Genomic DNA, 25,710 nt, shown 5'->3' with positions numbered 1-25,710 from the left:
ACAAGAGAGAGCGGGGAGGCGAATGGCAGCAGCAGTCGAGAAGGCCTATGCCGCGATCCGGGAGGGCATCCTGGGCGGCAAATATCCCGGCGGCTCACATCTGAAGGCGGAGGATCTCGCCGACGCCGTCGGCGTCAGCCGGACGCCGGTTCGTGAAGCGCTGCGCCGGCTGCATGCCGAGGGTCTGGTCGATTTCGTCGCCAACCGCGGCGCCTATGTGCTGAGCTGGGAACGCTCCGATGCCGAGGAGGTGTTCAGCCTTCGCATGGTGCTGGAAAGCTTTGGCGCAGAGCAGGCCGCCGTGCGGCGTTCGCCCGAGCAGCTCGCCCGGCTGCGCGAGCTCGCCGAACGCATGAGCCTGGCGGCGCGCGAGCGGGGCGAGCATCATCTGGAGGTGATCGCCGAATTGAACACGGAGTTTCACCAGCTGCTGCACGACGCATCCGGCGTGAAGCGCCTGGGGCCGCTGCTGAAGACCATCATCCAGATTCCCCTGACGATGCGAACCTTCATCCGCTACGACGATGAGGATCTCCAGCGCAGCGCGGCCCATCATTGCGAGATCGTCGCGGCGATCGAACGGCGCGACAGCGAATGGGCGGGGGCGGTGATGCGCAGCCATATCGCGGCCGCGCGTCACGTCATTCTCGGAAGCGACGCTCAGATCGTCGCGTCAGCCAGCGACGCCGCATGATGCGAGGTCAAGTGCTGGCGGAGATCCGAAAGCGGCATCAGGTCCGCATATTTCTGTCCCATGTCGAACAGATTGGCTTCATGCGGCGCGATCGCCCGGTCGCCGACACAGTCGGTCACCACGACGGTCCGCAGATTATGCGCAGAGCTGTCGACGACGGTGGCACGAACGCATCCCGAGGTCGTGCATCCCGCCACCAGCAGCGTATCGATCCTGTTCCACGTCAGCCAGGCGCTGAAGTCGGTGCCGAAAAAGGCCGATGCGTGTCGCTTCTTGACGATCAACTCGCCCGGGCGCGGCTGCAATTGCGGCACGAACTGGCTGAGCGGGCTGGTCTCGGTGAGCTTCAGCAGGCCCGGGGCTTTCCTCGCAAAGGCGCCGGCGTCGCTGCCATCGTCGGCATAGACCACCCGCGTATGAGCGATCGGAAGTCCGCGCGCGCGCGCCAGCTCGAGCAGCTCGACGGTGCGTTCGATCGCAGGATCGATGTTGCCGCCGCCGAAATGATCGGGGTCGGTGAAGCCATTGATGAAGTCGACGACCACGACGGCCGGGCGATCGCCGATGCCGACGGTCTGCGCAAATCCCTGTTTGGCGTAGATATCAAGTTCGCTCATGCGTGCTCCGCGTCAGTGACGAGCTACTCTGTCACATCAAATTCGTCCTAACAACTGTCGTACCGCATACCCGGTGCCGCAAATCATCTCACTCCATCACAACGTCAAGCAACGAGGTCTTCATGGCATCCCCCGCGCTCAAAACATCGATCGAAGCCCGCGAGTTCATCGTCGCGCCAGGAGTCTACGATCTCATCTCGGCCTTGATGGCGGACCGCATGGGCTTTAAGGCGCTGTATGTCACAGGCTACGGCACGGTCGCCTCCGCGCTCGGACTGCCGGACGCCGGGCTCGCGACCTACACGGAAATGATCGACCGCATCGGCTGCATCTGTCGCATGACGAAGACGCCTGTGATCGCCGACGCCGATACGGGCTATGGCGGCCTCCTGAATGTCCGCCACACCGTGCGCGGCTATGAGGCGGCCGGCGTAACCGCGATCCAGATCGAGGACCAGGAGTTTCCCAAGAAGTGCGGCCATACGCCGAACCGGCGCGTGGTGCCGATGGCCGACATGGTCCGCAAGATCAAGGTCGCCAGCGACAGCCGCAGCAGCCGTGACTTCCTCATCGTCGCGCGCACCGACGCGCGGACGTCGCTCGGTCTCGACGAGGCGCTGCGCCGCGGCGAGGCCTATGCCGAGGCGGGCGCCGACATCGTCTTCATCGAGTCACCGGAGACCGAGGCGGAGATGGTGGATATCGGCCGGCGCATCAAGACGCCGCTCGTCGCCAACATGGTCAATGGTGGGCGGACGCCGATGCTGCCGGCCAAGCGCCTTGCCGAAATCGGATTTTCGCTCGCGATCTTCCCCGCGGTCGGCTTTCTCGCGACCGCCAAGGCGCTCGAGACGGCCTATGCCGATCTCAGGGGCAACGGCACCACGACCTTGTCCGACACGATGTTCTCTTTCGCGGAATTCAACAAGCTGATCGGCTTCGAGGACGTCTGGGCATTCGAACGCCGCTATGCGGAGACGTGAGATCGGCTTCGCCTGCTGTCCCTGGAAACTCATCGAGATATGTCATCACGGTATTCCGATAGTCCGTAGTACTACGAGGGAGGGTTAATGGGCGATTAACGGCGATCGGCCAGCATGGGAGGCGAGTTGCATGGTCGCAATTCTTGCCTGCCGCGGGGGCGCGGCCTGTTGGGAGCTAAAAAGGTGCTGTCCTTCCTGATGAATTTGAAGACGTCACGTAAGATTGGTGCCGCCTTCCTCTTGACGATCATCGTATCCTTGGTGGCGAACGTCGTAACGTGGCAGAACCTTGGTACGCTCGCCCAGAACAACCAATGGACGGTCCACACCTATCAGGTGATCGATACGACCAAGGCGCTCGTCTCGGCGATGGTGGATGCCGAAACCGGCGTGCGCGGCTTTCTGGTCGGCGGGACGGACAACTTTCTCGAGCCCTACCGAAATGCGGACGCGGCTTTCAAGACTGCGTTGAAGGAAGTGAGGCAACTGACGTCCGACAATGCCGCCCAGCAACGTCGGCTGGAGCAGATCGAGACGGCCGCGAAGGGCTGGCGGCAGGACGTCGCCGAAAAGGAAATCGCGCTGATGCGCAATCCGCAGACGATCGCGGAGGCGCGCAATCTCGAAGCCTCCGGCGCCGGCAAGAAGTACATGGATGGACTGCGCGGACTCGTGAAAGAGGTGATCGACGCTGAGGCGTCGCTGCTCCACACCCGCGCGGAGGCCGCTGATGCAGCTCTCGCATCCTCGAAAATGGCCATCATGGTCGGTGGAGTCGTGATGGCGGTCATCGCGTTGCTCTCGCTGCTGATCCTGAACTCGGCCGTAACGCGCGGCATCACCAGCATGACGGTGGCAATGGGGCGGCTGGCCAACCAGGATTTGAGCGTTGTCATTCCTTACGCCGATCGCCGCGACGAAGTCGGCGAGATGGCAAAGGCCGTGCAGGTTTTCAAGGACAACGCGATCCGCGTGCAGGCCCTCGAGGCGGAGCAGAAGGAGACGGAGCGCAGGCAGGTCGATCAGCGGCGCCGCGACATGCTGGATCTGGCCAACCGTTTCGAACAGGCCGTCGGCGAGATCGTCGACACCGTGTCGTCGGCATCGACACAGCTCGAGGCCTCAGCCGGCAGTCTCAGCAAGACCGCGGAACGCTCTCAGGAGATGTCCACGTCGGTGGCCGCCGCCTCGGAAGAAGCCTCGACGAATGTTCAATCGGTGGCCTCCGCAACCGAGGAGTTGTCATCCTCCGTCACGGAGATCAGCCGTCAGGTGCAGGAGTCCGCGCGGATGGCGAACGAGGCCGTCGGGCAGGCGCGCAAGACCAATGAACAGGTCGCCGAACTCTCCAAGGCCGCGGGTCGGATCGGTGACGTGGTCGAACTCATCAACACGATCGCTGGGCAGACCAATCTTCTGGCGCTCAACGCCACCATCGAGGCGGCGCGCGCCGGCGAGGCGGGACGTGGTTTCGCGGTGGTTGCGACCGAGGTCAAGGCGCTCGCGGAGCAGACGGCCAAAGCGACCGGCGAAATCGGCCAGCAGATTGGCAGCATCCAGACGGCGACCAACGAATCCGTCGATGCGATCAGGGCCATCTCCACGACGATCGAAAAGTTGTCCGAGATTGCCTCGACCATTGCTGCGGCGGTCGAGCAGCAGGGGGCGGCGACGCAGGAAATCTCCCGCAACGTCCAGCAGGCGGCCTCCGGCACGCAGCAGGTGTCGACCAACGTTGTTCAGGTCCAACGCGGGGCGTCCGAGACCGGCTCTGCCTCGAGCCAGGTCTTGTCTGCGGCGAAGTCACTGTCTCGCGATAGCGAGCGATTGAAAACCGAGATCGGCAAGTTCCTTACAACGGTCCGGGCGGCCTGACATCGGGCGCGTGCGAGCTCCGGAGCTTCATCGTGTCGCTCCGGAGCGGCCCTGAGATGTGATCGCGTATAGGTTTCTCGAACGATCTGCAGATCGACAAGATCTGCGGCTTCAACGGTTAGACCGCCCTCAGGGGCGGTCGTCTCGAAGAGCGAGACCGGAGCCCGGACCTGTCGTAGGCGGGGTCACGCCGCGGGTCAGCGCTCCTTCATCCTGTCGCGCCGCATCTCGTCCTGCCGCATCGGCATCGCATCGATGCGCTTGAACAATGCCTCGGCCGAAATGGGCTCGTCCGACGCGAACGCCGTGTGGCCATCCTTACCGATGAGATACACCCTGAAGCGGCGGCCGTCGGTGCCGAGTGCGGCCCGCAATTGCCGCGACGAGGTGCTGTCGTCATCGGCTTGCAGCAGGACGATGGCGCGCTCGGACATGCCGGCTTTGGCGGCATCGTAGATCCGGCGCTGCTGCTGCGTGGCTGCGCCGTCGGATCCGGTCACCACCAGAAGGCGGTTCTTCCATCGGTAGGAGTCGAGTGGAGAGGCGTCGCTCGGGTGCGGCATGGCGATCCATCCCAGGAGGAATGCGGTCGTGAGCAGATGCAGCTGCATGGTCGGGACCTCCTGATGGCTCTCGCCAGAACGCTGGCAGCCGCGCGGTGGATCTGTTGTCCCGCCGCCGGCATCCGCGCGGAAAAACGGCCTCCGCCGTTTGCCCTGCTGCTCCTCGCGTCGAACGCTGCCGCGACTCTCGATGCGGTCTCGATGTCCTGGCAATAGGAATTCGCGCCGAATCTGAGCGCGCCGGCATCCCGGGCTTCGAACGGCATCGGAAGGAAGCCGCCCGGTCCGTGCCGAGGACGACGCGGCCGTCCGCGCGGCATGCCGGACTAAGCGGCGTAACATCAATGGCCGTGACGAGCCCGGCCATGACGCCGTCGGAAGACGAGCGGCGCGACCACGGTCGCGCCGAGATTTCGATCGGGGGCGGCCTTAGCGGCAGTTCCAGGTCGTGCCCTGCGCACACACGGCATTCGGGCTGTCGCCGCCATAGACCTGATAGGGGAATTCGCCCTTGCGGTAATAGCCATAGGCGTGAGGGTTCGGGCCGTAATAGGACGGCGCGTAGTACCCTGGGCCGCCATACACCGGACCGTCATAGTAGTCATAGGCGTCGCGGCTCGCAGCGATCGCAAGTCCGGTGCCGATGGCACCGGCCGCAAGCGCTGCGCCCACCGCGGCGCCGCCGCCGCCGTGCCAGCGCCCGTTTCGCGCCTCGGCGCTGGTCGGAGTCAAGGCGCCGATCGCGAGTGCGGTCAGCGAAGCGATGACGGCCGTGCGGCCGAGCAGAACAGTTTTGGTCGACATGTCTGGCCTCCAATGAGTATGCCGTGGTCGGCTGATGGGTCCAATGTCGGCCTCGCCGAGACGTCTCGACGACGGTCCGAACAGAGCGGTGTCAAACGCGAGATCAATTCCAGGTCTGGCCCGACCTCGTGCGGCACAGGAGGCGCGAAGACGGATCCACTGACCTAGAACTTCAACCGGCCTTTCGAGTTCCGCCGCGCGCGAGCGTCGCGATGATCAGAGACGACCTGATGAGCTCGGAGCATTGCGGGCTGCGGACGGGCAGTCCGCGCGCGGGGCGCATGCCGACATTGCCCGTCGCGCCAGTTTGTCGCGGCCCTCGGGCGCATGCGGCCGCGAGACGGCCGGCCATGCTCGCTGCTTGAAGATCAAGCTGTTTGGGGCGTGAAGACAATGCCGGCGTTACCGGTTGCCCTGGTCCTCGATCGGGACATCGTCCCATGGTCGATAATACAGCTTGCTGCAGGCCTCGCGCAGAACGCCGCCTTCGATCGAGACGTCGTCGCGATAGGCGTTCGCGACGAAGTCGAGCGTGTCGACGTGCCGGGCCTCGAAGTACATCTGGTGCACGTCCTCGCGGCCGGCGCCGTAGACGATGCGGCCCACCTTGCTCCAGATCGACGCCATCGTGCACATGCCGCACGGCTGCAGGGTGGTGTAGAGCGTCGCGCCGCGCAACTCGCCATCGTCGAAGCCGCGGCCGGCGGCGCGGATGGCTTCGATCTCGGCATGCGCCGTGGCGTCGCGCTTGGCGGACACGTGATTGCGCTCGGCGGCGATGATGTCGGAGCCGAGCACGATGACGCAGCCGATCGGCGACAGCGACGGATCCGCGCCATCCTGCGTGGCGACCTTGATCGCCTCCTGCATGAAATGCTCGTCGGTTTTCAGGTTCGGCACGATCGGGCGCTCAGGTTGCGAGCTGCTTCATCTCGGCGATCTTCGCCTGCAACGTCTCGCGCTGCCGGCGCAGCGTGGCCGCGGTCGCGGCGTCACCGGCGCAGTCCTTCAGCGCGTCGTCGTATTGACCGAGAATCTGCTCCTCGCCGCTGACGAAGGAGGACAGCGCATTCGTGCCGAGGCCGGTCACCGCGGCGCGGACGCGGATGACGGTCTGGTGCACCGTGGACATGAATGAGCCGGACTCGTCCGGCGTCTCGCCCATCCGCCGCAGCGCGTCATGCAGCTCGGCGTGATCCCGTTCCTTGAGCGCGATCATCTCGGCAAACAGCGCCTTGAGCGCCGGCGTCTCGGCATCATCGGCGGCTTCCTGATAGCCGTTGCGCGCATCAACCAGGGACGTGTGCAGTGTCTTCAGGCTGTCTGCAGCCATGGTCGCCTCATCGTTTTGCTGAGTGGAAATTTCGACCACGACAATCCGGCGTCGCAGGCTTTGTTCCGGCCCGCTGCCTTCCGCCACAGGGGCGTGCGATTGGCGTTGCCGCACACACGGTCACCACCGCGGATGGTTGCCCGCGCGGGGCCGGCATCGTAGGCTCGCGGCTTGCAAGGAGTGTGATCGCAGAGGACGGCGCGGGTGATGGAGGAGGACGACCGGAGCGGACAGATCGCCTTGATCGAGATGCGGATCGAGCAGCTGGCCGACATGGCCGAGCGGTGCCGAAAGATCATCCTGGCGTCGAAGGTCCTGATCTCGGTCGGCGCGGCCTTGCTGCTCGGCGCGGTGCTCGGTCTGCTCGGATCCAACGCGGTGGCGCTGCTCGGCGCGATTGCCGCGGTGCTTGGCGGCATCGTGTCGCTCGGATCGAACGTCAGCACCTTGCGGCAGACCACGGCGGCGATGGCCGATGCCGAGGCGCTGCGATCGGATCTGATCGGCAGCATCGATCTCCGCGTGGTCGGCGAGGGCAGGCGACTCGGAGTTTAGCTCGGCCTAGAGTGATGGTGTGGCGCCGCATCTTGCTGCGGCGTCGTCAGTCCGTCGCCAGCCCGCGAAGGATCTGCTCGATCACGGCGAGCACATCCGCCGGTGCGACGCCCTCGACGACATCGATGGCGGCGCGCTCGAACATGGCCGAGAGCAGCGAGGCGAGCGCATTGAGCGGCAGGCGGGGCAGGGCACCGGCAGCGATCGCCTCGCCGAGGCCGGTCTTCAGGCTGGCGTCTCCGTTGCGTGCTTCGATGGCGCGAATCTCGTCGCGGCCCAGCACGGCCGGGCCTTCGATCAGCAGCAGCCGCGTGCGGCCTTCGGCCTGCATCGCCTGCACGTAGGCCTTGGCGCCGGCGAGCAGTCGCGCCTGCGCGGACAGCTCCGGCGCGTCGGCGGCCGCGATCGCCAGGGCGACATCGGCGGACTCCGCTTCGACCACGGCGCGAAAGATCGCCTGCTTGTCCGCGAAGTGATGATACAGCGCGCCCCGCGTGACCCCGGCCGCTTCGACGATCGCCGGCGTGCTGGTCGCGGCATAGCCGTGTGCGACGAACAGGCGCCGCGCCGTCGCGACAAGCCGCGCCCGCATCTCGGCGGTCCGCTCGGGATTGCTGCGCCGGGTCGATTTCACTTGCATACAGTCTGCCTGTTTGTTAAAAAAAGAAACATGCAGAATGTATGTTTATTTGAGGGAGAAGGGAAGCATGAAGATCACCAGCTACTACCCCGTCCTCATGGCCGACGACGTCGCCGGAACGGCCGCGTTCTATGTCCGGCACTTGGCGTTCCAGCCACTGTTCGAGGCCGACTGGTACGTCCATCTGCAGTCGACACGTGACCCCGCCGTCAATCTCGCGATCCTCAGGGGCGACCACGCGACCATCCCCGAAGCCGCGCGGGGCCGGGCCTCGGGTGTGCTGCTCAATTTCGAAGTCGAGGATGTCGACACGGTGCATGCCGAGGCGGTCGCGGCCGGGCTGCCGATCCTACTGCCGCTGCGCGACGAGGAGTTCGGCCAGCGGCATTTCATCACGCAGGATCCGAACGGCGTGCTGATCGATGTCATCAAGCCGATTCCGCCGAGCGCAGCCTTTGCCGCGCAATACGCGCCCGACGCGTTGCCGCAGTGACGCATGACGATTGCGGCTCGCCGCATCCATTGCGACACTCGCATCCAACACATCGAGCGCCTGCGCCAGGCCGAGGCGCAGGCGGTCGGCAGACGAAGCAACACGGGGAGGACGCCATGCTGAAGGGGATCGATCCGCTGCTCAATGCCGACGTGCTCTATGCGCTCAGGGCCATGGGGCATGGTGACCGGCTGGTGATCTGCGACACCAACTTTCCAGCGGATGCGATCGCGCGGCAGACCGTGTTCGGCGAACTGCTGCGCATCGACAATGTCAGCGCGGCGCGGGCCGTTCAGGCGGTGTTGTCGGTGCTGCCGCTCGACACCTTCATCGACGATGCCGCCCTGCGCATGGAGGTCGTCGGCCATCCCCTGGAGGTCACGCCGGTGCAGCAGGAGGTGCAGGCCGCGATCGACGCGGCCGAGGGCAGGCCGTGGCCGCTGGTCGGCGTCGAGCGCTACGCGTTTTATGAATTGGCCAGATCAGCCTATTGCGTGATCGCCACCGGCGAGCGCCGCTTCTATGGCTGCTTCATCTTCAGCAAGGGCGTGATCCCGCCGGAGGAGGTGTAAGGCAAATCCGCCTCAATGCTCCTGCCGCATGATCTTCTCGAAGCGGAAGAAGTCGCCGTCGTCGGGCATGCCGTCCAGGGCAGGCCGGTGCGGCAGCGGATTGTGCGCGTTGTAGTATTCGACGATCCGAAAGCCGCATTTGTTGACGTAGAAGTGGATGTTGCGCTTCTCGAAATAGGGCGTGAACGTCTGCCACACCCGGGTCTCGGGATAGCGCGCCTCGATCGCGCGCCATGCGCGCTGCCCGAGGCCGCGGCCATGTTGCCGGATCGAGATGTAGAACAGGTCGAGCGAATTGCGCTGCGAGACCGGATCGATGGTCAGGACGACGCCCCCGACACGCCGTCCGTCCAGCAGCACATGATAGGTCGCGGCGCCCGGCGCGGTGAAGGACTGTTCGATATCGTCAGCGGACGGAATCGCCTGATCCGGAAACGAGCCGAGCTCGTCCATCAGGGCAGCCGAGAACGCCTCCTGCAGTTCCCGCTTGAATGCCGGCAGATCGCGCGTGTCCGCGACTTCGAGGGTGACGCGGTCGTCTTCACGGTCGTGTTGCAAGGTCGCCTCGCTGCAGAGCTGCCCACGCGATCCGCCGCGTCCAGGCGCGGTAATGTGAACGCCGTGAAGCTTACCGCCGTCTGACGTGCCGACGTTGGCGAAGCGTCGCGTCACTCACCCCATCGTCGCCAGCCGCACCGCGAGCGCGCAGGCGCGGTCGTATTCGTCGCGATTGATCCACTCGTCGATCGTGTGCGGCTCGTTCTGGCCGGTGCCGAAGGTGACGGTGGGGATGCCGTGGCGGACCATCCAGTTGGCGTCGAGGCCGCCATTGCCGGCGCGCAGCGCCGGCGTCGCGCCGATGTCGGTGACGGCGGCGGTGGCGCGCTTGACGACGGGCAGGTTCTCCTTGATCTGGAACGGCGGAAACTCCGTCACCGCCTTGAACTTGACGCGGCCGGACTTGCCGTCGCTGTTCGTGACCTGCCTGGCGGCCTTCTCGAACGCGGCCTTGTAGGCATTGCTGATCTCGCGGACGAATTTGGCATCATGGCTGCGGCACTCGCCGACGACATGGATGTAGTCGGTGACGACGTTGGTGGCGTCGCCCGCGGGGCGGCCCTCGCCGCCGGTGACCGGGCCGACATTGCTGGTCCCAAGCTTGGCGTCCTTGCCCTTGCCCTTCACCACCTTCCCGAACCAGCCGCCGGCTCTGACCTCGGCGAGCGCCAGCGACAGGATTATGGTGGCGCTGATGCCGCGCTCCGGCGCGACGCCGGCATGCGAGGCGCGGCCGAAGATCTCGACCTCCCATTTGTCGGCGCCGACCGCGGCGATCGTGATGCTGGACGCGGAGCCGCCATCGAAATTGAACGCCATCTTCGGCGCGCCGAGCGCGTCGAGATCGACATGCCGCGCGCCGTGCAGCCCGCTCTCCTCGCGCACGCAGAACAGCAGCGTGATCGGCGGATGATCGAGCTTTTGCCGGATCAGCTCAGCGGCCAGCGTCACCAGAATGCCGCAGCCGCAGCGGTTGTCGCCGCCGAGCGCGGTCTTGGCCTGGTTGACGATCTTGCGCCCCGAGATCTTCGGCTGCGCGCCGGCGCACAGCGGCACCGTGTCCATGTGGGTCATGAACATCAGCCGCGGCTGATCCTTCAGGCTGCCGCGGCCGGGCAGCTCGACGATGAGATTGCCGGTCTCGGTCGGCAGCGCGATGCGGCTATTGGCATCGTCGAACCGCATCGCCTTCGCCGGCACGCCGGCCTGCTTCAGCGCCGCCATGATCTCGCGCCCGATCGCCTTCTCCTGTCCGGTGACGCCCCGAACGGCGAGCAGACGCATCAGGCGATCGGTGGCGGCGGCAGTGTCGACGGACATCAGGCGATTCCCATGTTTGAACGAGGGCCGGAACATCCAGCCCGGCGTCCCCTGGCGCAAGGGGACTCTTACAATCAATTCGGTCGCCTGACTCCTTTTCGATGCCTCGATCGTCTTCATGTCATCTGGACAATGGAGCATCATCATGAGCCTGAAGGACAAGTCGATCGTCGTCACCGGTGGCAGCCGCGGCCTTGGCCTCGGGATCGTGGAGGCGCTGGTCGATCACGGCGCCAAGGTGACCGTGGTTGCGCGCGGAGCCGAGGCGCTGAGCGCCGCCGCTGACCGGCTGGCCGTGGCGACGATCGCCGCCGACGTCACCGACGAGGCCGCCGCGCATCGCATCGTCGGCGACATCCGGCCGGACATCCTGATCCTGAACGCCGGAACGACCCCGCACATGGACCGGCTGGATCGGCTGAGCTGGCAGGACTTCTCGGTCGCCTGGGACACGGACGTCAGAGCGGGCTTGTACTGGATCCAGGCGGCGCTCAAACTGCCGCTCAAGCCGGGGAGCCGGGTCCTGGTCGGATCGAGCGGCGCGGCGGTGGGCGGGTCACAGATGTCGGGCGGCTACGCCGGCGCCAAGCGCATGCTCTGGTTCATGACCAAATACGCCAATGGCGTGGCGCAGGACGACAAGCTCGGCATCCGCTTCCAGGCAATCGTGCCGCGCATGATGATCCTGGGCACCGGCATCGGCGACACCGCCGCGGGCGCCTATGCGGGCGCGATGGGCATCACGCCGGAGGCGTTCGTCGCCCGCTTCGGCGCGCCGATGCCGCCGCGCGCCTATGGCGATCGCGTCATCGCCGTGCTGGAGGACAAGCGGTTCGCCGAAGGCGTCGTGTTCGGTCTCAACGGCGACGACGGCGTCACGGTGATGGAAGGAGCGGCGGCTTGAGCCACGGCCGGCCCACATCCGAGGAGGCGCGCACCGAGCTCGTCACGCTGGCGCAGCGGCTGCGGCCCGAGCTGCACCGCTACTGCGCGCGGCTGATGGGCTCGGTGATCGATGGCGAGGACGTCGTGCAGGATGCGCTGACGCGCGCGCTCGCGGCCGTCGATGACATGTCCGATGTCGCGACGCCGCGCGCCTGGCTGTTCCGCATCGCGCATAATCGCGCGCTCGACCTGCTGCGCAGCCGCGCGCTGCGGGCCGCGGAGCCGATCGATGCGGCCGGCGACGTGGTCGATGCCGCCGCGCCTGACCCCGTGGAGATGATGATGCGCCGGGAAGCGATCGAAACCGCCATATCGCGTTTCACCGCGCTGCCGCTGCACCAGCGCAGCGTGCTGATCCTCAAGGACGTGCTGGACGAGCCGCTCGCGGAGATCGCAGCCCTGCTCGATCTGACGCTCGATTCGGTGAAAGCCCATCTCGCCCGCGGCCGCGCGCGGCTGCGCGAGATCAACGCCATCGATCCGCCGCCTGCAAGGCCGCCATCCGACGCGGTGGCGCGTTACGTCGCGATGTTCAACCGGCGTGATTGGGACGGCTTGCGTGCGTTGCTGGCCGACGACGTCAAGCTGAACCAGTCCACGCATCCCGTCCGTTCCGGCGCGGCCGATGTCGGCATGTTCTTCCAGATCTACGCCAAGGCCGAAACCATCTGGCTTGCGCCCGCATGGCTCGAGGGCAGGGAGGTGATCGCCGTCTTCGAGGACCGCGGGGATCACGAGCCCAGCTACGTCATGTGGCTCGCGTGGCGCGACGGAAAGATCAGCTTCATCCGCGACTACCGCTATGTCCGCTATGTCGTCGCCGGCGCCGAACTGGTGCTTGCACCCGATGCAGGGCGCGCCGGCAGGGGCATTGTTTCGAGAACCTGAACACCGCATTTGGTCCCGGCGCCATTATCAACCGGCCCGGGAGCCGCCACATCGGCGCAACGAGCATGATGGTCACGAAAAACCCGTCGGGGCGGCAACGCAGGCGATGCCGTCGTGGGAGCGCGCGGTGGTCGAACAGCAAGGATCGGGCGGAACCCGGATGGTCAATCCGAACAAGGAGCGCTCGCCGGCGGATGCGCGGGCGACGCCGCCTGCGTCCGCAGGCCGTGCGCTGCGGCCGCTCGCCGGGCTTGGCCTGATCGTGGGAATGTTCGTCGCGCTGTGGTGGATGGTCGATTACGTGACCGTCGGCCAGTATCTCGTTCATACCGACGAGGCCTATGTCGGCGGGAACGAAGTCCCGGTCAGGTCGGCCGTGCCCGGCCGGGTGAGTGAACTGCTCGTGACCGATCATCAGGAGATCGCCGCCGGACAGCTTCTCGCGCGCATCGCGCCCCGCGAGGCGGAGACAGCGACTGTCGCGCTGAACGACGTCATCGCTCCCGTCGCCGGCGTCGTGACGGTGGGCGGTCTCCATGTCGGCGACGTCGTCACGGCAGACCGGTCGATGATGGCGGTGGCCACGCCGGGCGAGCCCCACATCACCGCTGTCCTCGCTGTCTCCGACATCACCTATGTCGCGCTCGGACAGGCGGTCACGATCGAGGTGCCGGGCCTGCCGTCCATCCGGCTCTACGGACATGTGGCGGATGCCGAATGGATCGGTGCGGCGCCGGGGTCGCCGAACGGCGAAGACCGCGTCGCCCTGAAGATCCGCCTGAAGACTGTCCTTCCCGCCGGATTGAGGCCGGGCATGGCCGTTAGCGCCACCATTCTGACCGGCCTGACCGGGACGGAGCGGATGGTCTCGGAGATCCTGCAGGAAAAGGCCCAGCGAAGCTGCCGCTGCGGACAGGATCTCCAACCCGCGTCCGTGCGGCGGCGCATCTGACCACAGCCATCTCCGCGCGACGCGCGATCCATCCATGCGCTGCCTGCTACCGCGCCCTCTCCCACCCTGGCGAAGCTTCGCTTCGCCTTGGGGGAGAGGGCGCAGTCACGACGATCGTCGTTCGGCATTGGACGTCGGCCGTACAAGGATGGATTGCGCCGAAACGACATCGTCGTCATACGTCGAGCCGTCCGCGCTGCGTGTTCAATGGTTCAGTGCCTGCACGCCATCATGCACCTGATAGACCACCTTGCCCTCTCGCCATGCGAACGGCGCGCCGGGGTTTCGGCAGGCGATGGCGGACTCTGGAATCAGTTTGTCGCACAGCATGACGATGATGGATTCCAGCGGCGCCGACTTATCGTTCTCCTCGGTCATGCGGTCGATCGAGATCTCGCCGCCCTCGACGCCGTCATCGATGTGCACGATGAAGATCTCCTCATGGCCGTGAATGCCATGCGCCGTCACCCGGAACACTTCTCCCTTGTATTCGAATTCGCGAACCATCGTTTCCGCCCTTGATGAGTTTGTTGATCGCCGCAAGCGGGGGCGGAAGCTAGGAGCGGTCGGCGCGGGGGTCAAGAAAAGTTGGTGTCGCGAATCCGACAAAATGCATCCGTTCTGGAAGTAGTTCGGAGTAGTTTGCAGCGATCGTTGCAGTGCAACGAGGTGTTGCCCGCGCTGTGCTCATCGCTGCGAACGGTGGGCCTCAGCGCGCAGCTAGCGCCATTGCAGAAAGCCGCTCACGGCGAGGACCGCGACATGGCCCAGCGGCAGCTCGAAGAGATGTCGCCGACAATCCGTCGCCTCGCGCGCGTGAGCAGCGCGCCTGGCCGCGGGCGCGCGGCACCATCCGGTCGAAGCGGCCGACGACGAGCCGGCTGTCGGGCGCGACGCGTTCGATCCGGTTGACCAGTTGATCGGATTGTAGCGGCCGAGCGCGGCGGCAACATCGTCGCATTCGTAGCCGCGCCGCTGGGCCTCCTGCCGGATCGTGCGCACCACCGGGCTCAACCAGATCATCAGTTCGCTGCGATCGGCGGAGGCGAAGCTCCACAACGGCCGGCCGATCCGGCCCGCCTTCAATCAAGTCCAGCGCGGAAACCGGCGCAGAGCGTTCGTACGACGTTGCGAGCCATTCTCTCGCTCGGAAGATTGGCTGCGGCCGCCGCTGCGACGTGGGCGGGGTGCACGAAAACGGTGACTGCATCTCGTACGACGCCAGCCGCCGCATCAATATCGTCAACTTTGATTTCGCCACGTTTTTTCGCGTCAGCGAGAATGCGGGCGATGAGCGAAGTCATTGCTCGGGAATAGGCCGCGATGATCTCTGGCCTCTCTTCCACAATGCGACGGTACAACCCGTAAACCTCCGGATCAGCAACGAAGCGTTCGCGCTTGCGGGCATGCAGCGCAAGCACCATGCCCTCGATCCGCTCTGCGAACGGTCCTTTGGCGTCCGCGAAGCGACGCGCCATCTCTTCCTCATCACGCATGGCCTCGACGACGAGCGCATCGAAGAGGTCAGCTTTGGAGCGGAAGTGGCGATAAATCGTCGTGTGTGACGTACCCATGGCCCGGGCGACATCGACAACGTTGGTCTTGGCTTCGCCATGACGTCGCACCTGATCACGCGCCGCATCCAGAATCTGCGCCCGAAACGAATTTTCGTCGTCGGGAGAGGGGGGTGCGGAGGTGGAATCCTTCGATTTCATGGTCCCATCACAATAACGGTGGGTCTCCGAATACGCAAACGAAAATATGAAATATGTTCGTTGACTTTTGAACGAGTGATCATCAGGATCGGACCATCAGCAGAAGAGGTCCGTCATGATTGCTACCGCTTCATCGTCCCGCCCTCCGCGCCTCGCTCTTGTGACGGGTGGCTCAGGCTTCGTCGGACGTCACCTGATCGCGCGTCTTCTCAGGGAGGGTTGGCAAGTGCGTGCGCTCGCCCGCAGCGCGGACAGCGAGGCAAAGGTGAAGGGTCTCGGAGCAAGCGTCGTCCCCGGCGAACTCAACGACGAACAATCGCTGCGACGAGCGATGGACGGATGCGAGGTCGTTTTCCACGTGGCCGCGCACTTCAAGCTTTGGGGAAAGCAGAAAGTCTTCGACACGGTCAACGTCGAGGGTACGCGCTCGGTCGTCAAAGCTGCAGTTGCGACGAGCAGCGTGCGCCGCGTGGTCGCCGTGAGTGCCGCGGCCGTTGTCATGGGCGATCCCGAACCAATGTTCGATGTCGACGAGAGCTTCCCTCTGCACACGCGGGCCTTCTCGCCTTATGGATCATCGAAGGCCGAAGGTGAGTGCGCTTTGCTCGCAGCCAACGGCGTGAGGCCAGGTCTGGAGACGGTCGCACTGCGGCCACCATTCATTTGGGGCGGCGAGATGCCGACTCTTGATCACATGGTGGAGACGGTGAAGGCCGGACGATGGCAGTGGGTGTCCGGTGGCGAACAGGCCATGTCGAGCTGTCATGTCGATAATCTGTGTCATGCGCTGCTTCTCGCCGCAGACGCGGGTCGCGGCGGCCACGCCTATTTCGTCGCGGATGCCGAGCAGAGCACGTTGAAAAGCTTCATTTCGTCGTTGCTTGCCACGCGCGAGGTGACTGCACCGGACAAGGCGGTCCCGTTCAGGATTGCCTGGATGATGGCCGGGATGATGGGCGTCGCGTGGCGTAGGCTGCGCCTCAAGGGTGAACCGCCGATTACGCGGCAGATGTTACGCCTTATCGGCCAGCCGTTCACCATCAGCATCCGCAAGGCTCAAGCCGAGTTGGGCTATACGCCGCAGATCACGATGCGCGAAGGCCTGTCGGCGATGCGGAAGACCGCGCCCAAGTTCGCTGGTGCCCTTGCTCAACACGGCGAGCACCGCGCGAGCATTGCTTCGTGACGACCTTATCAGGCCGCTCGGCGGGCTTTTTCGGAAGTCCTGCCGCCCTTGTCGCGAATGCTTTAACGATCGGCATGCTTGGGGGCATTCACGATGAATCTCGCCTGCGCCCAGTGGTTGAGCATTTGGCGCGCATCGGCTGGCTCGTTGAGTCAGAGCAAGATCAGGAGTGATGGACAGCCGGTTTTATTCGATCTCGCTTCTGGGCCAACTCGTACCGCCGGTCTGCGCCCGGCGACGTCCGCTCCCGAGATGTAACCCGGAGTAAGCCGTCGGACGGCCGGAGGGCAGCTTTTGACCCAGAGCGAACATGTCGCCTTGCGGATACGGATGGCGTCATACGCCGCGCCTTTGTTGTGCTACAAGATGGCAATTCCAACCTACTCGTCGCGGTGCAAGTGATTCGCCTGACCGAAATCAAGTTACCGCTGGATCATCCGGCTGAAGCAATCAAGAAGGCGGCCGCCGCTCGGTTGCGCATACCGGTGGAGCATCTGCTCTCGTGCGCGATATTCCGGCGCGCCCATGACGCACGTAAAAAGTCCGACATCGCGCTGGTCTATTCGCTCGATGTCGAGGTGAGGGACGAAGCGGCCGTGCTGAAGCGCTTCGCAAAGGACAAGGATGTTGTTCCCGCTCCAGATATGACTTACCGGTTTGTCGCTCGCGCGCCCGAAAGCCTGCGCGTGCGGCCGCTCGTGATCGGTGCCGGGCCTTGTGGACTGTTCGCGGCGCTTGTGCTTGCCCAGATGGGCTTTCGGCCGCTCATTCTGGAGCGCGGCAAAGTGGTGCGGGAGCGCACCAAGGACACTTGGGCGCTATGGCGCCGCTCTGTGCTTGATCCAGAATCGAACGTGCAATACGGCGAGGGTGGCGCGGGAACGTTTTCCGATGGCAAGCTCTACAGCCAGGTCAAGGATCCGCGCCACCTCGGCCGCAAGGTGCTGACCGAGTTTGTCAAGGCGGACGCGCCATCTGAAATTCTCACCGAAGCTCACCCCCATATCGGGACTTTCCGCCTCGTGAAGATGGTGGAGAACATGCGGGCCACGATCGAAGGGCTTGGTGGAGAATACCGTTTCAAGAGCCGCGTTGCGGATTTCGATATCGAGACGTCCAGCAACGGTGAGCGGCGCATCCGTGGCGTCATACTGTCCGACGGTGAGCGCATCGCAGCAAGCCATGTCGTGCTCGCGATCGGCCACTCGTCGCGCGATACTTTCCAGGTTCTGGCGGATCGCGGGGTCCACGTGGAGGCGAAGCCGTTCTCAATCGGCTTCCGGATCGAGCATCCGCAATCTGTTATCGATGCGGCGCGGTTCGGCGCTCGCGCGGGGCATCCTGTTCTGGGCGCCGCGGATTACAAGCTTGTCCATCATGCCTCCAATGATCGCGCCGTTTACAGTTTCTGTATGTGTCCGGGCGGCACAGTGGTCGCAGCAACGTCCGAGCCTGGACGCGTGGTCACCAATGGCATGAGCCAGTATTCACGCGCCGAGCGCAACGCCAACGCGGGTATCGTGGTCGGGATTACCCCGCGCGATTTTCCGGGCGGGGCGCTGGCGGGGGTCGATTTCCAACGGCGCTGGGAGTCGGCGGCGTTTGTTGCGGGGGGCGGCACTTACGCGGCGCCGGGGCAGCGTGTCGGCGACTTCCTTGCCGGCGTACCTTCAACGTCGCTCGGCAGCGTTATCCCGTCCTACAAGCCAGGCGTCACACCGACTGACCTTTCTGCGTGCTTGCCCGACTATGCGATCGCGGCGATCCGCGAGGCGCTCGTTGTGTTCGGCCGCAGGATCCGCGGTTTCGATATGGGGGATGCGGTTCTTACCGGCGTGGAGACACGCACGTCTTCCCCCATTCGCATCACGCGCGACGACACGTTCCAGAGCCTCAACACCAAAGGGCTGTTTCCCGCCGGCGAGGGCGCTGGCTATGCCGGCGGAATTCTCTCCGCCGGCATCGACGGCATCAAGATCGCGGAAGCGGTGGCGAAGAGCATAGTCGTCGACTGACCTCCGGGAGAGCCGGTCCGACAACTGGCTGTCGTTATCTGCTATTGGTTCATGTCAGACAATTCCGCCAGGCGACCACAATGCATGCCGCATCGCTATTTTTCAGGCCGTAGGCCTTGGCTCGGTCTGGCATATCCGCGTCGGTTCCGCGCATGACCGGCCAGGCCGGCCATTGGTGCATTGCGGAAGTCAGGTCGCCCTTTTGACTTGACGCGGGTTGTATGTAGTTGCCAATTTTCGGACGGAACTGGTCGTTTCCCAGTGGTTGAGAAAAGAGCACGTTTGGTGCAACGAGAGTACCGTCGCCTGATGATCGATGCCGGACAAGTTCACCGCCAATACATCTTCGCCTTGGCTGGGCCGGTGATCGGCTGGATTGTTCTGTGCGCCGTGCTCGGAAAGCCAGCGTTGCTCATCATCGGTACATTGGTCGGATGGCCCTTCATCTATCTATTTGGGCTTCCCCTTGGGGTCCTCGTCTATTGCATTGATCGCGAGTTGATAGATCGGTCAATGCCGCTCTGGTTGAGGAGCCTCGGATGTCTGCTCTCGGGTGGCATTCTCTCATTCGTTCTGATTGAATTCGTTCCACTCCCGCTCAGTCTTGATCACCCGGGTGCTTTGCTCGCGAGTTTACCCGGAGCCATTGCGGGAGTTGTCTGTGCCGCTTGGGGAGACAACTGAAGCTGCAAGGTCAGCGAAGTCCGCCTCTGCCATCGAAACCGACTAGCGCCATCCTTCAGGAAATCGTTCTCGCCTTCAAAACGTACAGGTGAGAACCGGCCGCTGTGATCGATAAATGACTATCCTGAAGTCAGCATTGCAAGGAGTGGTCTGAAGATGGCCGTGACAAGAATTGTCGCTAATCTCTCCGCCCGTGCCCCCACGGCGTTGGCAACATTCTATCAGCAGGTGTTCGAACTCGATCTTCCCCTCGACATGGGTTGGATCACTTTTCTAGGCAAAGGCACGAGCCAGAAGATCGAGCTGCACACTGCGTCCGAGGGCGGCGCTGGCACAGAGCTACCTGTTATTTCCATTGGAGTCACCGATCTCGCCGCGACCGAGCGCGCGGTTCGAGCAGCCGGTGCGGAAGTGGTTTATGGTCCCGTTACGGAAAGCTGGGGACTTCGTCGGTTCTTCTTTCGTGATCCGGCGGGCAACCTCGTGAACGTCGTCGATAGCTGAAGGTCACCGGAACTCTTCTCCGAGTTTCGCCGGACGTTCCAGTCGGCGCCTGGGACGCTTGCAGTTGGAGTGCGACCGGACGTAGGGTGCTGGCCGACCAGACGGCGGCTTTTGACCCAAACCGGACTCGAACCAGCCTCTTTGCGATGTAGGAAAGCTTTCGTCACCCGCGCGCTGGCTGATCTTGACGACGTGGACGAGACCGGTAAACCTGCATAAGCTGTTTTCCGACTTCGCGTTTGCCGAGGATTTCAGCCGTCACACGAGACTCCATTCCATGATCGATCCAAGCGCTTTCGTCGCCTCATGGCATTCGAGCAGCTTCGCACGGCACGGATTGGAGCCGTGGCAGATCACCACCCAGGCCTCCGAGCTCATTCGCTCAATGATATGCGGTCTCGGTGCCGGCTACGCATTCGAAGGCGATAAGGCGATCCATGAATCCTCGACGATCGAGCCCGGTGCGATCATCAAGGGCCCCGCAATCATCGGTCCCGGATCGTTCGTGGCGGCAAGCGCATATCTGCGCGGCGGCATATTCCTCGGAGAGGAATGCATTGTCGGGCCGGCATGCGAGCTCAAGACGACCATCATGTTTTGCGCCTCCAAGGTGGCGCATCTAAGTTTTGTCGGCGATTCCATCATCGGCGCCGGCGTCAACATCGAGGCGGGCGCCATCGTTGCGAATTATCGTAACGAGATGGACGACAAGCGCATCAGGATCGTCTGGCAGGGAAGCGTTATCGACACCGGTGTCGACAAGTTCGGCGCGCTGATTGGAGATAACGCCCGCATTGGCGCGAACGCCGTCATTGCTCCGGGGGCTTTGATCAAACCCGGCTTTCGCCTGACGAGGCTAGGCAAGGTCGATCAGCACCCAAATCTGCTTGCCTGAGTCGGGACCATGGCGACCTGCCTATCGAACAGGCGAGCAAGTAATGGCTGGCGATCAATCTCAGAACCGCAAGACCGCTCGGGACTGAGGCTCCGTCCGCCGCCCGCGCCGCCGAGTGTTCGCTGTTGGTGATAGATCGGAACTGGCTTGGTTGAATCGCAACTTCCGAAATTGGCCCATCTCGGAGCTTCCGACCGGCAAAGGCGACGTCGGCTCGCGGGACACAACCGGAAGTGACCTGCGGCGAAAGCGATAGACGGCTTGTGGCTTAGAGCGCTCGTCGTCGGGCAGCGAACCCGAAAGCCCCACAGCTCCGGACAAATCCGCCTTCACTCTGGCGGATATATACTGACTTTTGTCAAGATCGGCGGTTGCTGCAAAGCGGCAGGTTGGTAGAGACGGCTTCTCGTCTCGCTGAAAGGCAACTGGATATGAAGCTGCTCAATTGGGGAGGGCTTACGGTCATTGCATGCAGCGCATTTGTGGCGTGGACGGCGATCAGGGTGCTCAACGCGCCGTCAACCGAAGAGGCAATGCAGCGCTCTCTCACTGCATTGAACAGGCCGGAACTTGCCATCGTGTATTCACTCCACCGCGATGCATGCTCGATCGACAAGATCAGCCCTTGGAGATGGAGGGCGGAATGCGTGGGCGTGCCGCAGCATTTTTACCGAGACACCATACATTGTGAGTCACGCATATCGGAATTGCCAAAATGCCGTCCGGCGGCCGCAACAGAGGATGAGGACTGCAGGTCGTTCTTTTGGGACATTGACCTCGATGCTAAACCTATCGATTCCATCACTCATAGAAGCAGTCACTACGCATCTTTGAGTTCGGAATGTAACCCTAAGGGCACCTTCGCCTCCGAACGGGAGGAGATGGCTCGCCGCGGCATTCGCCCGGTCAGAGTGGAAATCAACGGTGGCATGATGAGGAGGCTCGACGAGCCCTGATCCCGATGGGGCGCGCTCGATATCCCCCTGGTCGCGGAGCACAGCATGTCCGCTCTTCGGTGTTGTACTCTTGAGCGATCTAAGTCAATTCTTGCTCGCGAGGGGTCATGAGCTTTCGGCCAAGCTGATGTGATCCCGTCTGCACGACGGGCAACTTCCGCATGTCACCCCTGCGCTAACTGCCCGTCGAGCCAGTTTGTCGCGGACTCATCCCTTGTGTCGTCGGGCAAATCAGCTGCACATTTCCGCGCATCCCGGCTCGCTGAAGAGGGACGTTTCGCGATCGTCATGAAGCGTCGAGCCGGAGATGCGATGGGCGCATTGGTCCGCAGCGTGAACCTGGTTTGCGCCGACGAACGGAGCGATGCGACGGCGAAATGGTGTGGTCCTGGTCTCCCGACGCTGAGACCAAGCCGGTGGTGATGATGATCCGCTGGCGACGGGGGCAAGACAGCCGGTCCCCGGGGAGAGCGCCTATAACCCGCAAAACCGTCGCGCGGGGAAGGCCGGATATTGGGCTGAACCTGTGGTTCTGCCGCGTGCTTATTTGCTGCACGCGGACCGCGGGTGTCAGTCGATACCCGGTCTTCCCTGCGCCTCTTCTTCAACGAAGAGGTCGACTGATGCAAAACTCGGGCGCGACGCGCCGCGGGATCGCGATCTCACATGTGTTGTTCGATAAGTGGAAAGACGCCCGTGCCCGCCGCGCTAGCGACCGGCATCATGCGCGTTGATGACGGCGACGAAGGCGTCGCCATAGCGCGCGAGCTTGACGGTGCCGGCGCCCGGAATCGCCGCGAGCTCGGCCGTGGTGCGCGGATGGCGCGCGGCCATCTCGGCCAGGGTCTTGTCGTGGAAGATGACGTAGGGCGGCACGTTCTGTTCTCTCGCAAGCTCCATGCGCTTGGTGCGCAGCTTGTCGAAAAGCTCGCGGTCGATGTCGGGAAACGCCGCCGCGGTCTCGCGCTCCCTGGCCTTGCGGTCGCGCCGGGTCTTCTTCAGCACGCGCAGGCTGAGCTGGGGCTTGTCGCGCAGGAACTGGCGGCCCTCGGGCGAGATCGACAGGCCGCCATGGCCGGCGATGTCGACGCTGATCAGCCCGTGCGCGACGAGCTGGCGGACGATCGAGCGCCAGGCGTTGCGATCATGCTCGGTGCCGATGCCGAAGGTCGAGAGCTTGTCATGGCCGAGCCGCTCGATGCGCTCGTCGCGCTCGCCGAGCAGCACCGCGATCACATGCATCTGGCCGAAGCGCTCACCGGTGCGGTGGATGCAGGACAGCAGCTTCTGCGCGGCGATGGTGCCGTCGAAGGTCTGCGGCGGATCGATGCAGATGTCGCAATTGCCGCACGGCTCGCAGTCGTCGCCGAAATAACGCAGCAACACCTGGCGGCGGCACTGGCAGGTCTCGGCGAAGCCGAGCAGGGCGTCGAGCTTGCGGCGCTCGGTGCGCTTGCGCGCATCGGGCGCGTCGGATTCGTCGATGAAGCGGCGGCGCAGCGCGATGTCCTCGGCGCCGTACAGCATCAGGGTCTCCGACGGCAGGCCGTCGCGTCCGGCGCGGCCGGTCTCCTGATAGTAGGCCTCGATGCTGGAGGGCAGGTCGGCATGGACGACGAAGCGCACGTCGGGCTTGTCGATGCCCATGCCGAAGGCGATGGTGGCGACCATGATCAGGCCCTGTTCGAGCTGGAAGCGGCGCTGGTTCTTCTCGCGCGCCTTCATCTCCATGCCGGCGTGGTAGGGCAGCGCCGGAAAGCCGTGTTCGCTGAGCGAGGCCGCGACCTCCTCGGTCTTGCGCTTCGACAGGCAATAGACGATGCCGCTCTCGCCCTCGCGCGATTTCAGGAAGGCCAGCATCTGCTGCATGCTGTTGACCTTCTCCGCCGCGCCGTAGCGGATGTTCGGCCGGTCGAAGCCGGCGATGAAGCTGTTGTTCTCGCCGATGTGCAGATGCTCGACGATCTCGGCTCGCGTCGGGGCATCCGCCGTCGCCGTCAGCGCCATGCGCGGGATCTTGGGGAACAACTCGGCGAGGCAGTCGAGCGCGCGGTATTCCGGCCGGAAGTCGTGGCCCCATTGCGAGACGCAATGCGCCTCGTCGATCGCGATCAGCGACAGCTGCGCGGATTTGAGGCGCTCGATGTTTTCCGGCTTGAGCAGGGTTTCGGGCGCCATGTAGAGGAGGTCGAGCTCGCCGCGATCGATGTCCTGCCACAGCAGGTCCTTCTCGGCGCCCCACAGCCGCGAGTTCAGCGCGGCGGCCTTGATGCCGGCCTGGCGCAGCGCCGTGACCTGGTCCTCCATCAGCGCAATCAAGGGCGAGATCACGAGGCCGAGGCCGGGACGCGCCAGCGCCGGGATCTGGTAGCACAGCGACTTGCCGCCGCCGGTCGGCATCAGCACGAAGGCGTTGTGGCCGGCGATCACGTGGTCGACGATGTCGCGCTGCCGCCCGCGAAAACTGTCATAGCCGAACACGGTCTTGAGGATCGAGAGCGGATCGGCAGTCATGACAACGCACTTCTTCGGCGGACGATGGGACTGGATAAGTCCCGTCGCAGCCCGCCGACGTCAAGCGAAAGCTGCCCGCGGCGGTTGATTTCGGCGGGAAACAGCCGCGCGTTGGACAAGCCGACGAATTGTGGCAGAATCGGCGTGCATCGCATTATGCTCCTATCTCGATACGAGCATGGGCTCGGGGTGGGCTGACATGACCAACCGGATCATCACGCTGGCCACGCTGAAAGGTGGGAGCGGCAAGAGCACGGTCGCGACCTGTCTCGCGGTGCATTGGCACCTCAGCGGGCGCAGGGTCGTCCTCGTCGACGCCGATCCGCAGCGCTCGGTGGTGCGGATCGCCCAGCGGCAGCGCGGATTGGCGGGCTTGCGGATCGTGGAGGACGCCACGGAAGGCGTCTGGCGCACCGCCAAGGAGCTCGCCAAATCGGCGCTGGTGATCATCGACACGCCGGGGTTCCGCACGCCGTCGACGCTCGGCGCGCTCGCCGCCGCCGATCTCGTGATCGTGCCGGTGAAGCCGTCGCCGCTGGATGTCGATGCCATGCTCGATACGCTGGCGATCCTGGTCAACGGCATCAAGGGCTGGCGGCCGCTGTTCCGCTGCCTGCTGACCCAGACCACGCGCGAGTCGGTCATCGCCAAGCACATCCGCGCGGAGATCATGAAGGCGGGCTTCCCGCTGCTCGACAGCGAGATGCAGAACCGCGTCGCCTATCCGGAAGCGGCCTTGTATGGAGCAACGCCCGATCTCGTCGACGAGGGCGGCCGCGCCGCGCAGGACATCGCCGCGATCGCGAACGAGATCGATCGCCTGTTCCTGCATGAGGCCGCGGCATGAGCCGCAAGCTGCCGAAGGCGGTCGGCCGGACGATGGGAGAGATGCGCGGCACGGGTGCGCCCGGCGCCGGCGATGCCAAGATCGGTGACAAGCTCGGCGACAAGATCGCGGACGGCAAGGCCGCAAAGGACAAGGCTGCGTCGCGCGAGGCGGAGTCCGATCCGGTCGATGAGGTGGTCGCGCCGGCGCTGGCGCCCGCGTCGATGGCCGCCGTGCCGCCGCATCGCGACCGCGCGCAGCTGATCGTGGAGCGCTACGCCGCCTATGCGGCCGCCGGCGGCCTGATCCCGATCCCGTTCGCGGGACCTGTCGGCGTCGGGCTGATCGTGCTCCACATGCTGAAGAAGCTCGCCGAGGAGTATGGCGTGCCGTTCCAATACGACCAGGCCCGGCCGATCGTGGCCAGCCTGATGGCCGCGGCCACGCCGGTGGTCGCTGGAGGGCTGACCACGGCGGCGCTCAGCCGCGTGGTGCCCGGCGCCAACCTCTACGGCGTCGCTGTGTTCTCATTGACGGCGATGACGACCACGCGCGTGCTCGGCGGCATCTTTCTCGATCATTTCGAGCAGGGCGGCAGCCTTGTCGATCTCGCCGCGTGAGCG

The 25,710-nt window shown here is 64.5% G+C and carries 29 protein-coding genes; 17 read left to right on the top strand and 12 right to left on the bottom strand.

What is annotated here, in order from left to right:
- Positions 1-22: 22 nt before the first annotated feature.
- Positions 23-694, top strand: coding sequence for a GntR family transcriptional regulator (locus ACQR1L_RS07745; RefSeq protein ID WP_434857363.1), 672 nt, complete (start codon positions 23-25; stop codon positions 692-694).
- On the opposite strand, the gene ACQR1L_RS07740 is transcribed toward ACQR1L_RS07745, so the two are convergent.
- Entirely contained in the window at positions 661-1,311 is a 651-nt protein-coding gene (locus ACQR1L_RS07740; protein WP_434857362.1) for an isochorismatase family protein, read from the bottom strand. The two genes, ACQR1L_RS07745 and ACQR1L_RS07740, sit on opposite strands and share 34 nt — an antisense overlap.
- A gap of 122 nt (positions 1,312-1,433) precedes the next feature.
- Between ACQR1L_RS07740 and ACQR1L_RS07735 the strand changes: the two genes are divergently transcribed.
- A complete protein-coding gene (locus ACQR1L_RS07735; protein ID WP_434857361.1) occupies positions 1,434-2,294 on the top strand; it encodes an isocitrate lyase/PEP mutase family protein in 861 nt (286 codons plus the stop codon).
- Between the two features lie 198 nt (positions 2,295-2,492).
- Entirely contained in the window at positions 2,493-4,169 is a 1,677-nt protein-coding gene (locus tag ACQR1L_RS07730) for a methyl-accepting chemotaxis protein (protein WP_434857798.1), read from the top strand.
- A gap of 197 nt (positions 4,170-4,366) precedes the next feature.
- On the opposite strand, the gene ACQR1L_RS07725 is transcribed toward ACQR1L_RS07730, so the two are convergent.
- From ACQR1L_RS07725 to ACQR1L_RS07710, 4 genes are all read right to left on the bottom strand, one after another.
- Positions 4,367-4,780, bottom strand: coding sequence for a DUF4174 domain-containing protein (locus ACQR1L_RS07725; protein ID WP_434857360.1), 414 nt, complete (start codon positions 4,778-4,780; stop codon positions 4,367-4,369).
- Positions 4,781-5,161: 381 nt separating this feature from the next.
- Complete coding sequence (locus tag ACQR1L_RS07720) at positions 5,162-5,536, bottom strand: hypothetical protein (protein WP_434857359.1); 375 nt, start codon at positions 5,534-5,536, stop codon at positions 5,162-5,164.
- A 402-nt stretch (positions 5,537-5,938) separates the two neighbouring features.
- Positions 5,939-6,436 carry a nucleoside deaminase gene (locus tag ACQR1L_RS07715; RefSeq protein ID WP_434857358.1) on the bottom strand — a complete coding sequence of 166 codons (498 nt, stop codon included), beginning with the start codon at positions 6,434-6,436 and terminating at the stop codon, positions 5,939-5,941.
- Between the two features lie 10 nt (positions 6,437-6,446).
- Positions 6,447-6,869, bottom strand: coding sequence for a ferritin-like domain-containing protein (locus ACQR1L_RS07710; protein WP_434857357.1), 423 nt, complete (start codon positions 6,867-6,869; stop codon positions 6,447-6,449).
- 207 nt (positions 6,870-7,076) lie between these two features.
- Between ACQR1L_RS07710 and ACQR1L_RS07705 the strand changes: the two genes are divergently transcribed.
- Positions 7,077-7,424 (top strand): hypothetical protein, encoded by a 348-nt coding sequence (locus ACQR1L_RS07705; protein WP_434857356.1) that lies wholly within the window; start codon positions 7,077-7,079, stop codon positions 7,422-7,424.
- A gap of 46 nt (positions 7,425-7,470) precedes the next feature.
- On the opposite strand, the gene ACQR1L_RS07700 is transcribed toward ACQR1L_RS07705, so the two are convergent.
- The gene (locus ACQR1L_RS07700; RefSeq protein ID WP_434857355.1) at positions 7,471-8,064 is read right to left on the bottom strand and encodes a TetR/AcrR family transcriptional regulator; all 594 of its coding nucleotides are present in this window, start codon (positions 8,062-8,064) and stop codon (positions 7,471-7,473) included.
- A 67-nt stretch (positions 8,065-8,131) separates the two neighbouring features.
- On the opposite strand from ACQR1L_RS07700, the gene ACQR1L_RS07695 reads away from it, so the two are divergent.
- Positions 8,132-8,557: a VOC family protein gene (locus ACQR1L_RS07695; protein ID WP_434857354.1), complete on the top strand. Its 426-nt coding sequence runs from the start codon at positions 8,132-8,134 to the stop codon at positions 8,555-8,557.
- Positions 8,558-8,673: 116 nt separating this feature from the next.
- Positions 8,674-9,129, top strand: coding sequence for an RbsD/FucU family protein (locus ACQR1L_RS07690; protein ID WP_434857353.1), 456 nt, complete (start codon positions 8,674-8,676; stop codon positions 9,127-9,129).
- Between the two features lie 12 nt (positions 9,130-9,141).
- On the opposite strand, the gene ACQR1L_RS07685 is transcribed toward ACQR1L_RS07690, so the two are convergent.
- Complete coding sequence (locus tag ACQR1L_RS07685; RefSeq protein WP_434857352.1) at positions 9,142-9,687, bottom strand: GNAT family N-acetyltransferase; 546 nt, start codon at positions 9,685-9,687, stop codon at positions 9,142-9,144.
- A gap of 114 nt (positions 9,688-9,801) precedes the next feature.
- Positions 9,802-11,007 (bottom strand): M20/M25/M40 family metallo-hydrolase, encoded by a 1,206-nt coding sequence (locus ACQR1L_RS07680; protein WP_434857351.1) that lies wholly within the window; start codon positions 11,005-11,007, stop codon positions 9,802-9,804.
- A 145-nt stretch (positions 11,008-11,152) separates the two neighbouring features.
- Between ACQR1L_RS07680 and ACQR1L_RS07675 the strand changes: the two genes are divergently transcribed.
- The 3 genes from ACQR1L_RS07675 to ACQR1L_RS07665 are packed head-to-tail and all read left to right on the top strand — an operon-like array spanning position 11,153 to position 13,792.
- Positions 11,153-11,911 (top strand): SDR family oxidoreductase, encoded by a 759-nt coding sequence (locus ACQR1L_RS07675; RefSeq protein ID WP_434857350.1) that lies wholly within the window; start codon positions 11,153-11,155, stop codon positions 11,909-11,911.
- Complete coding sequence (locus ACQR1L_RS07670; protein ID WP_434857349.1) at positions 11,908-12,840, top strand: sigma-70 family RNA polymerase sigma factor; 933 nt, start codon at positions 11,908-11,910, stop codon at positions 12,838-12,840. Before ACQR1L_RS07675 ends, ACQR1L_RS07670 begins: the two co-directional genes overlap by 4 nt.
- Positions 12,800-13,792, top strand: a complete 993-nt coding sequence (locus ACQR1L_RS07665) for an HlyD family secretion protein (RefSeq protein ID WP_434857348.1) — start codon at positions 12,800-12,802, stop codon at positions 13,790-13,792. The genes ACQR1L_RS07670 and ACQR1L_RS07665 overlap by 41 nt, the downstream gene beginning before the upstream one ends.
- Positions 13,793-13,996: 204 nt before the next feature.
- Here the strand turns inward: ACQR1L_RS07665 and ACQR1L_RS07660 are convergent, their stop codons facing one another.
- From ACQR1L_RS07660 to ACQR1L_RS07650, 3 genes are all read right to left on the bottom strand, one after another.
- Positions 13,997-14,299: a hypothetical protein gene (locus tag ACQR1L_RS07660; protein WP_434857347.1), complete on the bottom strand. Its 303-nt coding sequence runs from the start codon at positions 14,297-14,299 to the stop codon at positions 13,997-13,999.
- Between the two features lie 213 nt (positions 14,300-14,512).
- On the bottom strand, positions 14,513-14,815 hold the full coding sequence (locus ACQR1L_RS07655; RefSeq protein ID WP_434857346.1) for a hypothetical protein: 303 nt from the start codon (positions 14,813-14,815) through the stop codon (positions 14,513-14,515).
- Positions 14,816-14,874: 59 nt separating this feature from the next.
- A complete protein-coding gene (locus ACQR1L_RS07650; RefSeq protein ID WP_434857345.1) occupies positions 14,875-15,507 on the bottom strand; it encodes a TetR/AcrR family transcriptional regulator in 633 nt (210 codons plus the stop codon).
- 115 nt (positions 15,508-15,622) lie between these two features.
- Between ACQR1L_RS07650 and ACQR1L_RS07645 the strand changes: the two genes are divergently transcribed.
- From ACQR1L_RS07645 to ACQR1L_RS07620, 6 genes are all read left to right on the top strand, one after another.
- Complete coding sequence (locus ACQR1L_RS07645) at positions 15,623-16,693, top strand: NAD-dependent epimerase/dehydratase family protein (RefSeq protein WP_434857344.1); 1,071 nt, start codon at positions 15,623-15,625, stop codon at positions 16,691-16,693.
- A gap of 398 nt (positions 16,694-17,091) precedes the next feature.
- Positions 17,092-18,708 carry an NAD(P)/FAD-dependent oxidoreductase gene (locus ACQR1L_RS07640; RefSeq protein WP_434857343.1) on the top strand — a complete coding sequence of 539 codons (1,617 nt, stop codon included), beginning with the start codon at positions 17,092-17,094 and terminating at the stop codon, positions 18,706-18,708.
- 309 nt (positions 18,709-19,017) lie between these two features.
- Positions 19,018-19,392 carry a hypothetical protein gene (locus tag ACQR1L_RS07635; protein ID WP_434857342.1) on the top strand — a complete coding sequence of 125 codons (375 nt, stop codon included), beginning with the start codon at positions 19,018-19,020 and terminating at the stop codon, positions 19,390-19,392.
- Positions 19,393-19,548: 156 nt separating this feature from the next.
- Positions 19,549-19,896 (top strand): VOC family protein, encoded by a 348-nt coding sequence (locus tag ACQR1L_RS07630; protein ID WP_434857341.1) that lies wholly within the window; start codon positions 19,549-19,551, stop codon positions 19,894-19,896.
- 277 nt (positions 19,897-20,173) lie between these two features.
- A complete protein-coding gene (locus ACQR1L_RS07625; protein WP_434857340.1) occupies positions 20,174-20,791 on the top strand; it encodes an LpxA family transferase in 618 nt (205 codons plus the stop codon).
- A 431-nt stretch (positions 20,792-21,222) separates the two neighbouring features.
- Positions 21,223-21,747 (top strand): hypothetical protein, encoded by a 525-nt coding sequence (locus tag ACQR1L_RS07620; protein WP_434857339.1) that lies wholly within the window; start codon positions 21,223-21,225, stop codon positions 21,745-21,747.
- A 708-nt stretch (positions 21,748-22,455) separates the two neighbouring features.
- On the opposite strand, the gene recQ is transcribed toward ACQR1L_RS07620, so the two are convergent.
- On the bottom strand, positions 22,456-24,261 hold the full coding sequence (recQ, locus tag ACQR1L_RS07615; protein ID WP_434857338.1) for a DNA helicase RecQ: 1,806 nt from the start codon (positions 24,259-24,261) through the stop codon (positions 22,456-22,458).
- 199 nt (positions 24,262-24,460) lie between these two features.
- Here recQ and ACQR1L_RS07610 point away from each other — a divergent pair, with 199 nt between their 5' ends.
- On the top strand, positions 24,461-25,108 hold the full coding sequence (locus tag ACQR1L_RS07610) for an AAA family ATPase (RefSeq protein ID WP_434857337.1): 648 nt from the start codon (positions 24,461-24,463) through the stop codon (positions 25,106-25,108).
- The gene (locus ACQR1L_RS07605) at positions 25,105-25,707 is read left to right on the top strand and encodes a DUF697 domain-containing protein (RefSeq protein WP_434857336.1); all 603 of its coding nucleotides are present in this window, start codon (positions 25,105-25,107) and stop codon (positions 25,705-25,707) included. Before ACQR1L_RS07610 ends, ACQR1L_RS07605 begins: the two co-directional genes overlap by 4 nt.
- Positions 25,708-25,710 lie beyond the last annotated feature (3 nt).

The organism is Bradyrhizobium sp. HKCCYLR20261 (genome assembly GCF_051168435.1).
GTDB lineage: Bacteria > Pseudomonadota > Alphaproteobacteria > Rhizobiales > Xanthobacteraceae > Bradyrhizobium.
The sequence above is the reverse complement of the archived record's forward strand: the minus strand, read 5'-3'. Positions and strand labels throughout refer to the sequence as shown.